Origin of the sequence: Geitlerinema sp. CS-897 (assembly GCF_028368005.1) — a bacterium.
Lineage (GTDB): Bacteria > Cyanobacteriota > Cyanobacteriia > Cyanobacteriales > Geitlerinemataceae > Baaleninema > Baaleninema simplex.
In genome coordinates this window covers 1-12,381 of the sequence record NZ_JAQNCQ010000352.1, presented here as the reverse complement: position 1 = coordinate 12,381, position 12,381 = coordinate 1, and the positions used below count along the sequence as shown (strand labels likewise).

Here is a 12,381-nt window from a genome sequence, read left to right as displayed (position 1 = left end):
TTGTGATTTTTGATACATTTTTTCTTGCCGGATGCACAGGAATTTCCAATTTTACCTCTTTTTCGGGTTCTCGAAGCCATGTCAAGACTCCTCTAAGCCTTACGTCGTAAGCTTTTCACTTCTTTTCAGCAAGCCCTAACTGGAAGATCGGTTTTTGGAAGTGTTTGACGTAGATATCTTGGCTAACGGCTAAAAACAGCTCTCGTTTTGGGTCTTGTTCTTCCAGCGCCCACTGGTAGAGCTGGAGCTGTCTCATTGTTTTTTCTAGTTCGCTGATGACGGAGGCGGAGTCAAAGTCTTTAATTTCAACGGCGATTTTGCGTCCGGCTTTTTCGGCGGTGAAAATTTTCTCGGCTCCGATGTCGGCTTTGAGTAGGGTCTTTTCCAGTACCAAAACTAGGGGATCGTCGGTGATTGTCCAGCCGTCTTTTTCGAGGGTGTGGCGTAGGGGGAAGTGGAGGTTGTCGCGTCTGGACATTTTTGCGTGGAGTCGAACCGAATGGTTAGGTGGGCATTGCCATCCTACAATTCTGACTTTACTCGATCGTTACGAAACGGCTGTCTGCGTCAGTATGGCTAGGCTACATTAGCGAAGAACAAAGTCGAGCAGAAATCAAACTGAATGAAAATATCACAGAACGCATGGTCGGGTGCATCTCAACAATGTAAATCTATACGAGAGAATAAGGATTTCAGCCTCCAATTCTCATGTTTTTGCAAAACTGAGATGCACCCGCATGGTCTACTAAATGGGTTTAACCAAATCGCCTTCTTGAGGATTGTCGAAAGGCGCGATAACCGTTTTTACAATCGTACTATTGGGAAATCCAAACTGTTTCTGTATAATCGAAGTGCGTTCTGTTGCCTGATAGGTTTCTTTTTCAGATGATTCGATAATCGTCATCTTGTCTTGGATATGGATAATTTTTCCAATTCCCTTAAATTCTTCTAGATAGCCTAACGATTCTCCTGTTTCAGGATCTATAATTTCTTCTGAACTTAAACGATATAAAATAAACCTTTGATTGGGTTTAAGTTGATGTTCGTGTCCTCGATTAATGACGACACGAGAATCGCTTAAAACCTTGACAACGGTGGCTGGAAAAACTTTGGTTGTATCGTTGCGATCTTTCATGTTCTTGCCTTATTGGAAGTTTCTTAAAAGAATTTCAATCCAGTTTCTAGAAATACTCGGTTTTACGAGGGTATTTTCTAAATATGCAAGATCGTTATTTTCGAGTCGATTTAGTGTTAATGAATGTTCCTCTTGTTTGTGTAGTAGCAATATCTGTATTAATCCATTGTCTTGTACGTTTTGAACCCATCCAATAGCTACGAAAACTTCATAGTCTCCATCTAAGTAATAGAGCGAAACAAATGTATCTTTTGATATTAACCGGGAGTATTCCGCTAGATAAATTTTCCCAAAAGAACTTGGTTTAACAACTTTTATCCTCGGAATCTTATAAATATGGGAATCTCTCGCTAAGGTCTCCAGTTCTTCTAAAGTCGTAATCAACGCCCTGGTGAGAGTCACCAAGATTAACAAAACAAAAGTTCCGATAATAATGTTGATATCTAAAGGGATTTGGGTCTTAGCGGGAAATCTCGAGACAATTACAGAAATGAGAATGCCCAAAAATGACAGAACACCTCCATTAACATCTTGAAAACTGTTCCATAGGGTTTTCCAAAATGTATTGTTCATTATAGCTTAGCGATCGCAGCCAATCCCTCACTACACAGAGAGGTGGGCGATTTCTCAACCCACCTCTCTCAAATCAACCGAAGAAACCGAAATCGAGTTCTAAACCCTAATCAATCCCCTCAATCCGGTCTTCAACCTCCTGATACAACTGACGCAGGCGGTCTAAGTTCTCCTCGGAAGTCTCCCAATAGCCGCGACCGTTGACTTCCAACAGCGTCCCGACCATCTTGCGGAAGGAATGGGGGTTGAGGTTCATCAGACGCTTCTGCATCTCTTCATCTTTAACGAAGGTGTCGTTCGCATCCTCGTAAACCCAGTTGTCTACAGCCCCCGCCGTCGCCGACCAACCCATCGTATTCACCAGGCGTTTCGACAACTCGCGAACCCCTTCGTAGCCGTGGGATAACATACCCTCGTACCACTTCGGATTCAACATCTTCGTCCGGGCGTCCAGACGTACCGTTTCCGAGAGCGATCGCACCTGGGCGTTAGCTGTCGTCGTATCGGCGATGTAGGAATTGGGGGTTTTCCCGTCTTTCCGCAGCTTCGACACCACCTTCGTCGGGTCGGAGTCGAAATAGTGGGACACGTCCGTCAAGCTGATTTCCGAGGAATCCAAGTTCTGGAACGTGGCGTCCGCCGTGGACAACGCCGACTCGAACACCTTGCGGTCTTGCTGCATCATCCCCGGATTGTCCGCGTTGAAGGCGAAAGATTTGCGGGTCAGATACATTTCCTGAAGTTCCGCTTCTTCTTCCCAGGTGCTGTTTTCCACTGCCAGGTTGACGTTGGCGGCGTAAGACCCGGAAGCGTTGGAGAAGACCCGCGTGGCCGCTTGACGCAGGTTTACCCCCATCTCTTCGGCTTGTTTGATAGCGTGTTTGCGAACGAAGTTCATCTCTTCAGGTTCGTCCGCTTCCGCCGCCATTTTGATGGCTTTGTCTAACAACGCCATTTGATTCACAAACAGGTCGCGGAACACGCCGGAACAGTTGACGACGACATCGATGCGGGGACGACCCAACTCTTCGAGAGGAATCAAGTCGAGTTTGTTCACCCGTCCCAGGGCGTCGGGAACCGGTTTGACCCCCACCATCCACATAATTTGTGCCAGGGATTCGCCGTAAGTCTTGATGTTGTCCGTTCCCCAGAGGACGCAGGCGATGGTTTCGGGGTACTCGTTGCCGTTTTCTTGACGCTGACGTTCGATGAGGCGATCGACCACGATTTTAGCTGCTTGTACCGCCGCCGCCGTCGGAATCGCTTGAGGATCGAGGGCGTGAATGTTTTTACCCGTGGGTAAAACATCCGGGTTGCGAATCGGGTCGCCGCCGGGGCCGGGAAGCACGTACTCCCCTTCGAGGGCTTTCAGCAAGGAACCGAGTTCGTTATCGGCGCAAACCTGTTTGAGACAGAAGTTCAGATACTCGATAAGTTTGTCGAGTTGTTCTTTATCGACCCGGTGGAATCCTGCTTCTTTGAGGGCTTCGTACCAAGGTTCGTCTTTGATGATGCGTTGCAGCCAACCGCCGAGGTTGTTAAGGCGAATCCGTCCGTCTTCGCCCGTTTTCTCCGCTACCATCGCCGACACGCAGACCCGAGTGGCTTCGACGATTTTTTGGTTCAACTCGACATCTTCGAGAACGCCTTTGTCGTTGTTGCTGTAGATGTCTTGGATGTTGCGATCGATGCTTTGGGCTAAGAGACTGGGCAGTCCCATAATGCCTTCTTCTTCGCGATCGATACTGGCGATGTTGACCAACGTTGCGATCGCTTCCTCCGCCGTCGGGGGTTTCCCGATAACGTGCAACCCGCAGGGCAACAACCGCGACTCAATTTCCATCAATTGCTTGTACACCAAGCCGACGATAGTATCCCGTTCGTCTTGGGTCATGTCTTTGGCATCGACTTCGGGTAAATCGATGTCTTTGTCCAAATTCACCATCCGGGCTTTTTCGACGATGGTGTTGACGATGGGAATGCCCCGTCCGCTGTCTTTGAGGGTTTGATAAGACCCCACCAGTTCGCCGAGTTCTTTCAAGCCTTTGTACAATCCCGCGTTTTCGGCAGGTGGCGTCAGGTAAGAGATGGTTTCGGCGTAGCTGCGGCGTTTGGCGATGGTGGCTTCGCTGGGGTTGTTGGCGGCGTAGTAGTACAAGTTGGGAATGTTCCCGATGAGGCTGTCGGGGTAGCAACTGCCAGACATCCCCATTTGTTTACCGGGCATGAACTCCAGCGAACCGTGGGTTCCGAAGTGGAGAACGGCGTCGGCGTTCCAAAGCTGTTCGAGATAGGTGTAATACGCCGCGAAACCGTGGTGAGGACTGGCAGAACGGCTAAACAGCAGGCGCATGGGGTCGCCTTCGTAGCCAAACGTCGGTTGAACGCCGATGAAGAGGTTTCCAAATTCTTTTCCGTACACCAGCAGGTTTTGACCGTCGCTGTTGAGGTTCCCCGGCGGCGGTCCCCAGTTTTCTTCGAGGCGTTCGGAATAGGGGGTGAGTTTTTCGTACTCGTTGACCGGCATCCGGTAGGCCACGTTCAGTTCGGGACTGGCGTATTGGGCGGTGGCGTCGTGGATGACCGCTTCCATCAGTTCTTGGGGACTCTCGGGGAGATCGGCAACGTCGTAGCCGTTGCGTTTGAGGGCGACGGCGACTTCGTGGATGCTGCCGAATACGTCTAAGTATGCGGCGGTTCCCACGTTTCCTTTGTCGGGGGGGAAGCTGAAGATGGTGATGGCGACTTTTTTGTGCAGTTTGGGTTTGCGTCGCAGGTTGGCCCACTTCATGGCTCGTTTGGCGATCGCTTCGATGCGATCCTGCATGGCGTGGGCTTTTCCGGTGTTGCCGTCGCGACCGGAGAGGATAATGGGTTCGATCGCCCCGTCGAGTTCGGGAATGGCGATTTGCAAGGCCACTTGAATCGGGTGCAAGCCCAAATCGCTATCTTCCCACTCTTCGGTGGTTTGGAAGACTAGGGGCAAGGCCACCATGTAGGGACGGTTGAGGCGTTTGAGGGAGTCGATCGCTTTCGGGTGGTCTTGTCGGGCCGGGCCGCCAACGAGGGCGAATCCGGTCAGGGAGATGACCACATCGACGAGGGGCTTGTTGTTCGGGGTATCGCTAGTACCTTGTTCCCAAAAGTATTTATCGACGGGTTGGGAAAAGTCGAGTCCGCCGGAGAATACGGGAATCACCCGTGCGCCGAGGGCTTCGAGTTCTTGTACCATCGCGACGTAGTGGGCGTCGTCTCCGGTGACGAGGTGCGTCCGTTGCAGAACTAAGCCGACGGTGGGGACGAGGGGATCTTTATAGTCGTCGTTAACGTCGCTGCGGGTTCCGTACCAGTTGAGGTATTCTTTGACATCCTCGTACATTTGCGGGGCGAGGGGATGCCAAATGCCCATGTCGGGGTAGACGACGGGATCGGCGTAGTTGGCGTTTCCGTTGAGTTGGCGATCGGGGTAGACGTATTTGTCTGCCAGCATCAACAGGAAGTTTTCCAGGTTTTCGGGAGACCCACCGAGCCAGTATTGGAAGCTTAGCATGAAGCTGCGAGCGTCCTGGGCTTTGTCCACGGGCATATATTTGAGGACTTTTGGCAGGGTTCGCAGGAGTTTGAGCATCCCGTCTTGGAAGGAAGCACCGGATTGTTCTTTGCGCTTACGCATGAATTGGGCGATCGCGCTTTTGGATTGTCCCAGTTGCGCCATGGAGAAGCTGCCCAGTTTGTTCAGGCGCATGACTTCTGGCATGGACGGGAAAACTACAGCGGCGTCCAGTTTGTCGCGGACGGGTTCGACGGCGGCGACGACTTTTTCGGCCAGGTCTTCGATGAAAATTAGCGAGGCGATGAAGATGTTGGCGTCGGCTACGTCTTTTTTGAAGTTTTCGTAGTTTTCGGGATCTCGTAGTTCTTCGATGAGGTAGCCGCTGATTTCGATCGCCAGGTTCGGGTTGTTGGCGTCGATCGAGCGGACGGCGGACGACAAGGCACTTTGATACTGGGACTCCAGCACGACATAGACCACCTTGACCAACGAACGCCCCCTGAGATCGTCTGGCTCGATGTGGCGAACGGTGGGCTTGACGTGAGTGAACATACAGTGTAGCTCCTTCGTATCGGCGTGTTCTAAACCAAGACTGAGATGGTTGCGGAGAAAGTCGGCATATAGGTGTTTGTACCAAAAAATGTTGACGGAACTTAGTAAACCTGGGCTATCTGAAACAATTTGATAGAAAAACTGAAATATTTGTTTACATTTATTTACAGTTAGCGAACGCTCGCTCGCCCGTTTGTTTAAGCAACGATCGAGTTGTTTAAATTCCACTCCGGCCTGGGTTCGGGGTAGGGGCGATCGCGGGCGAACCGGGTCAGTGATGGGAACGTTTGCTGAAACTGAGACAGAGTATCGGAGAAAGTCGTCAAGAAATCCTGTAAATTCTTAATATAAAAAAACACTTTCAAGTCTCGCATTTTTTTATACTTATAAAGATAGAAAAAATAGAAAATCCAGCCTAAGGGAAATGACGTAGCCGTCATCAGCCCTAAAAATAGCGTCGTTTGCTCGAGATGCCAACCATGAGTAAATATTTATGTCCGAGCTGTTCTTATCCGTTATTGTGCTATGTCCGAGCTGGAAAACCGTATTGGTTTTGTCCGCGTTGCCATCAGGAAGTGCCTTACGGACTCCACGATACTATGCGGTTTTCCACGGCGTCTCCTAAGACGTTATCTCAGGAGCGATCGCCCTCAACCCTATCGAAACCGAAGAGATTCGAGGTTAACAACAGTCGAACACGCGAGTTCGGGGGATCGAACCGTTCAAATTGGGGCTTGACGCAAAATCTAAACAAAACATTAAAAGAAATTTCGATCGGGCTACGTAAAATTCTACGCGTCGATCGCACGCTCGTCTGCCAAATTCGTCGCGATCGCGAAGCAGTCGTCATCGCCGAAGCACTTGCCCCCGGTCGCAAATCGATGTTGAAATGTCGCTTAGGTCGATTTTTTAGCTCCGAGGAAATTACGCAATTCCACGTAGGAAACGTTCAGGCGATCGAGGATTTATCCACAGTAGATCTCGATCGCTGTCCGACGAAAATTTTAGAGTGCTTTTTTGAAGTGAGCGCCAAACTCGCGGTTCCGATTTTGCTCCCGGCGACAGAGGAATATCCCATACCGAGGTTATGGGGGTTGTTGATGGCGCATCAGTGTTTTATCCCCCATCGCTGGACGCAATCGCAAATCGATACGATGGTGTTGCTAGCGGAGCAGGTAGCGACGGATATCGATCGCGAACAACGCTACCAAGCCTTAGAAGCTGCTCACGAACAGCTCGAACAGCTCACCTGCATTCGGGAAATCGAGGCGTTTTCTCTCGAGACTCGCACCACCGACGTTCTCGAGATGGATGGGTTTTCTCCGCCGGAACCCGTTTCGTCACCGAGGCGACAACCGACGGTAGAGGCGTCGCCGACGGCCGTGTTAAAAAGTTATGTGGCGTACTACCTCAGTCGCGGGAAAGCGATCGTGTCTCCGGTATCCGAGGTTCCTCGGTTTCACGGCGTCACTTACAGTTACGACGGCTATCACCTGGATTTCGATAACTTCTGGCGATGGCTTCAACAGCGTTCGGATTTCCTGCAACTGTATTTAGAAGGGGATTTGCGCTGTTTCGGTCATTTCCTCGAGGGACGCTATACGGTGTCTGAGTGCGAACGCTGTCATTTACCGATTCCGGCGTCTTACGGTGTCGCTTACGACGCTCCCGAATGTGCGTTGTGCGATGAAGAATGTCCGGTGAAGGCGCAGGAGTCGGGACGAGAATTTCCGATGACGAACGTTGTGGCGGTGGGGGATGCGCCATCGAACCCTTGGGAGAGCGATCGCTTTTTCGAGAAAAACTGCTTTGACGTAACGTTCGTTGAAGAACCGGCGGAGATTTTGGCGCAGCGAATTCAGAAGAAAATCGATGTGGTGATGATTCGATCGCACCTGTCGGAAACGGAGGGGGTAAGCTGGGCGAAGGAACTGCGAGAACATCCGAGTCTGACGAAGACACCGATCGTTGCGTTGAGCGATCGCGCCGGATACGGACTTCCCTGGCTCGAGCATTCCCTCGATCTCGAGGATTATTTGTTACCACCGTTGAACGGGGAACATTTAGTGCGACACTTACAGCGACAGCGGCGATCGTACAAGTGTCTGTTGCACTGGTTTCCCCGTTAGCTACTCCTCCGAGTCGGCGTTGCTGAATTTGACATCGGCCCACGTCAGTTGTTTGATTTTCGCCACGTCGCCAACTTTAGCGGCTTCTTGAAGATCTCGTTTGCGATGTGCGTTGGCGATCGCTTCTTCCTTCGTCGCCGAACTCGTCTCGAAGCATTTTTCGAGAGCCTTGTAGATTCCCGAACGGCGAATTTTGGTGTGGAACTGGCGTTCGGTGTCGAGGAGTTTCGCCATCAGTTCCAGGTACATCGCATCGCCGTCGGTGAGTTCTTCGAGGAGGTTCCACTCATCGAGTCCCAGGAGTCGCTGTTCTGCACCGGGACGGGGATCGATGAAGGGTTCTCCGGTAATTTCTTGGTAGATACGGGGAAGGCTGTCGTCGAATTCGTGTTTTTCTTCGAGCCAGATTCGACGAATTTCGCTGAGTTCTTCAGTGGTGATGAGGGTGATATCGCGCATCTCTTCAGGTGCCGTCCGGCGGACGGTTTCCTGTGCTTCGAGAACGCGACGTAACCAATGTTCCCGCCAGGTTTTGGTATAGGGGCCGGGAATGTTATCAACTTTCACTTCGCCGTCTTTGTTGCGACGTTCAAAGAGTTGGACGTTGCCGTGAATGCGGCGGAAGTCTCGGCGATGGCGATCGTTATCGACATCTAACTCATTGCGAATGTCGAGTAAAGGCTGCATCCATTCTTTTTCTTCATCGTTTTGAATCATCGCCTCCATCGACTTGTCTTTATTGACCATTGTGCAAACCCAACAGCCAAAGCGAGAACTACCACAGCTTGGCGTTGAGGAATCGATCACTAACGGACATTCGTTATCCGCTGTGGCTCCGCGATACATGGTAAATAAATCCTTGTTGCTATAACCCCAAGGATTATCCCACTGCATCAAATACATCCAAACTTCATCAGTCGTCCAATCTTCAATGGGAGTGTAAAGCAAAGAATTCGGAAGGTTGGGATGAGGACACAATCGAACTCGAACTCTTTCTTTTTCTCGACGCTCCATAATAATTGTACGACTGTAACTTTCAGTTTTTCGAGTCCCTAAAACAACAATTGCTTCGCCATTATGCCTAACGACATCATGAATAAAAGTATTAGAAGGATGAACTTTTAAGCGATTGGTACACCAACGAAATTTATGTCTAGGCGCAGGATATCCTTTTCCCATAAGACATACCCAAAATGTTTCTTTGATATTGGGCTTAAGCAATCGTGGCACAACAGGCATTTTTTTCTTATCTGCTGCTTCCTTCATTGACATTAAAGATTGATTGACCCAAGCCGAAACAATTGGGTTTTCGACCAAAGTATCAGTACTGATAACATAAATATTTTTGTGACGCTTTTCTTGAGCCAATCCTTCGATCGCATTCCAGACCAACTGAACGACTGCCGAACTATCTTTTCCTCCCGAATATCCCAAAACCCAGGGGACATTGTCCGAACAATACAATTCTTGAATCTCACGATTTAAAGCCTCTAGGTTTTTGACAAAATCAGAAACCGGGCGTTTAGAAGACAGAGACATATCTGAACCAGTATCAATAATGGGGACTGACGAGATTGAAATTGAGACTCAAAAAATATATTAACTTAAAGTTTGAAAATACTTGATACAATTTGCGTTAAAATAATCTACTCTATCAGCTTACGCATTTTCCCATGACGCCTGCAAGCGAAACCCGAAAAATTGCCGCTTTACTGAAACCGTACCTCGATCGCGATGAAACGTTTCTCGTTCAAACGACTCAAATGGGAGAGACCGAGGCGTATATCGGTTCGGTAACGTTATCATGGCTGGCCAACCGGGTAGAATTCGCATCGCAACTTCCCCTGTTTCAAGGAAAACTCGATCCCAAAACGGGAAACGTTCAACCCGACGCAGAAACGGTAGACGAGTTATACCAACGTCCCCTAGATTGGTCGAGACAAGCGCCACTGACGCGATATCTGGCGGCGCGAACCGATCGCAAATTTCCGCCGTTGCTGTTAGTCGTGAGTCCGCCGTGGGTGGACAATCCGCGATCGGTGGGTTGGGACGAAAACGGACGTGCCAGACAGTCGGCGGTTGAATTCGTTCCCCTCGACAGCGATCGCCGAGTCGGACTTCTCGACCTGTCTTCTACTGTATCGGTCTTTGCCCTCGATGGCCAACATCGTCTCATGGGAGTTCGGGGATTGATGGAACTTCTCGAAACTGGAACCCTGCAACCCCTCACGAAAGCGAAGAAACCCACGGGAAAAGCCTTAACCCTTGAGGAAATCGCGCAAGCAGTCGGAAAAACCCCCAGTCAACTGCGGGAGTTAGCCGACGAAACCCTCGGTGTGGAACTGATTCCCGCCGTCGTGAAAGGCGAAACGCGGGAAGAGGCGCGGCGGCGGATTCGATCGATCTTCGTTCACGTGAACCTGATGGCAGTTAAACTCAGCAAAGGACAGGTGACGTTACTCAACGAAAATGACGGATTCGCCATTATCACCCGTCAAATTGCAGTGACTCATCCGATGCTGCGTCAAGAGGCGGAACGACTTCCTCGGGTTAACTGGGATGGCGCGTTGGTGTCGGCGAAATCCACCGTTTTAACCACGCTTCAGGCGTTAAAAGATATGACGGTGGGGTATCTCGGCGATCGCTTTCCCCACTGGAAACCGCTAAAATCGGGGACGATTCCCCAACGTCCCACCGTTGACGAACTCGCCGACGGTTTAGCGGAGTTGATGCGGTTGTGGGATGGCTTGGCGACGCTTCCGAGTTATCGCAAGTTAGAGGCGGGATTGGAGACGCCGACGTTGCGACGGTTGAGTTTTGAAGCCGATGGCGGTGAGGGAAACATCCTGTTTCGTCCTGTCGGACAAGTGGCGTTAGCGCAAGCTTTGGGAACTGCTATTTTTCGCAAACGCCTTCCGCTGATAGAAGTGTTTGATAAACTGCGCCAGTTTGACGACGCCGGCGGGTTTAGTGGAATTGAGAACCCCGAATCGATTTGGTATGGGGTGTTTTACGATCCCAACAAACGCCGAATTCGCGTCGCCGGACGGGATTTAGCGGCGAAACTATTGCTGTATCTCCTCGGTGGGATGACGGAACCGATGGAGTTAGCGGAGTTACGAATGGCGGTGGCGAAGGCGAGAACCTTTGAAAATCGCGCTGTGAGTTTTCAAGGTCGTTTTGTGAAGCCGAGAGAGGTGGGTTTACCGGAGGTGTTAGTTAGGTACTAAAAATATTTTGACGATGCCAAGCCAATGCAGCCAAAGAAGGATAATAATTTTCATTTTGCGGTAACATCAATCTTTCTCCCTGAAAATCTTTTAGAGGTCGGGCATTCGGTGAATTTTCTTCAAAATCATCTTTGACGAAAATCTTGTAATTGTCAGTGATGTAAAATAAACCTCGGTCGAATGCCCAATGATGGTTTTTGCAGAAAGAAATCCCATTAAAAATATGGTTGTCGTAAAACTGTGCGTAAGGTTTTATATGTGCGGCTTCCACAATATGCTGAGTCAGCGATTCGGTCGTTTTTAAACGGCACAAAGCACAAGAATAGTCGTAAACGTGAATCACTGACTTACGAAAAAAGGCTTTTCTGACTCGGGATTTCTTAAGCGACCACTGTTCTGGCTGTAATATTTCAAGTTCTTCAAACTCACTCGACTCTAACGAATCATGGATTCTCAAAACCTCCTCATTTTGCCTTCCTTCGTCCATAAACCATTTTGAAATCAATTCATCAATGATTTCTTGACGGCTCGTTGAATCCTGTAGTAACTCAAATAACTCTTCGTCTAAATACGCATATTCTACAGCTTGTTTCAGCTTGTTAGTTGTTTTAGGTTGTAGTCCATCCCACTCTTTTTTAAATTTGAGATGCCAAAATCCATCTCTTTTTAAATGAAAAAATGGATAGTGGAGACCACCCTTGTAGTGATTTTGTTGCACCAAAACATTCCAGTACGAGGAAAAAGTTTCAACCAAAGAGTCTGATATATATATTTTATTTTCTCGTATATATTTTTGAGCCAATAAATCTATGATTGACAACAAAAGAATTGGCTTATATAAAGCACTGCTTTTTTTGCTCGTGCTTACTCGCAATTCTTTTATTTTAATTTTATAAAAATTCAATGTTTTCTTATTCATAAAACTTTAAAATTATAAAGCATAACAATTGAGAGTTTTTAAAAGTCTTATACTTCCCATTTTTAACCACCCCGAACTAGAACGACTACATAAATCTTCTAAAATCACCCTACACATTCCCACAAGAAAGTGACAAGCATTATAAAAAAGATGGGTGCATCTCACTTTCGTAAAAACACAAAAATCATGGTAAAATAATATGAGTAGATATATCTAAAAAATTTCAAAATGAACTTAAACTCCGAAGAACGAGAAAAGCTACAAGAACATCTCAAAGCGGTGGCTGACAT

At 48.8% G+C, this 12,381-nt stretch carries 8 protein-coding genes; 2 read left to right on the top strand and 6 right to left on the bottom strand.

All coding sequences use genetic code 11. From position 1 onward, the window contains the following. Positions 1 to 115 precede the first annotated feature (115 nt). From POG22_RS22220 to POG22_RS22205, 4 genes are all read right to left on the bottom strand, one after another. A complete protein-coding gene (locus POG22_RS22220) occupies positions 116 to 478 on the bottom strand; it encodes an element excision factor XisH family protein (protein WP_498907169.1) in 363 nt (120 codons plus the stop codon). Between the two features lie 267 nt (positions 479 to 745). Further along, entirely contained in the window at positions 746 to 1,135 is a 390-nt protein-coding gene (locus POG22_RS22215; RefSeq protein ID WP_498907168.1) for a hypothetical protein, read from the bottom strand. Between the two features lie 9 nt (positions 1,136 to 1,144). After that, the gene (locus tag POG22_RS22210; protein ID WP_498907167.1) at positions 1,145 to 1,708 is read right to left on the bottom strand and encodes a hypothetical protein; all 564 of its coding nucleotides are present in this window, start codon (positions 1,706 to 1,708) and stop codon (positions 1,145 to 1,147) included. A 106-nt stretch (positions 1,709 to 1,814) separates the two neighbouring features. Then, positions 1,815 to 5,813: a magnesium chelatase subunit H gene (locus tag POG22_RS22205; RefSeq protein WP_498907166.1), complete on the bottom strand. Its 3,999-nt coding sequence runs from the start codon at positions 5,811 to 5,813 to the stop codon at positions 1,815 to 1,817. Positions 5,814 to 6,292: 479 nt separating this feature from the next. Here POG22_RS22205 and POG22_RS22200 point away from each other — a divergent pair, with 479 nt between their 5' ends. Continuing rightward, positions 6,293 to 7,942: a GAF domain-containing protein gene (locus tag POG22_RS22200; RefSeq protein WP_498907165.1), complete on the top strand. Its 1,650-nt coding sequence runs from the start codon at positions 6,293 to 6,295 to the stop codon at positions 7,940 to 7,942. Here POG22_RS22200 and dndC read toward each other — a convergent pair whose 3' ends face one another. Beyond that, positions 7,943 to 9,481 carry a DNA phosphorothioation system sulfurtransferase DndC gene (dndC, locus tag POG22_RS22195; RefSeq protein WP_498907164.1) on the bottom strand — a complete coding sequence of 513 codons (1,539 nt, stop codon included), beginning with the start codon at positions 9,479 to 9,481 and terminating at the stop codon, positions 7,943 to 7,945. Positions 9,482 to 9,615: 134 nt separating this feature from the next. Here dndC and POG22_RS22190 point away from each other — a divergent pair, with 134 nt between their 5' ends. Next, positions 9,616 to 11,172, top strand: coding sequence for a DGQHR domain-containing protein (locus tag POG22_RS22190; protein WP_498907163.1), 1,557 nt, complete (start codon positions 9,616 to 9,618; stop codon positions 11,170 to 11,172). On the opposite strand, the gene POG22_RS22185 is transcribed toward POG22_RS22190, so the two are convergent. Continuing rightward, positions 11,162 to 12,091 carry an HNH endonuclease gene (locus tag POG22_RS22185; protein WP_498907162.1) on the bottom strand — a complete coding sequence of 310 codons (930 nt, stop codon included), beginning with the start codon at positions 12,089 to 12,091 and terminating at the stop codon, positions 11,162 to 11,164. The genes POG22_RS22190 and POG22_RS22185 overlap by 11 nt on opposite strands. Positions 12,092 to 12,381: the final 290 nt, after the last annotated feature.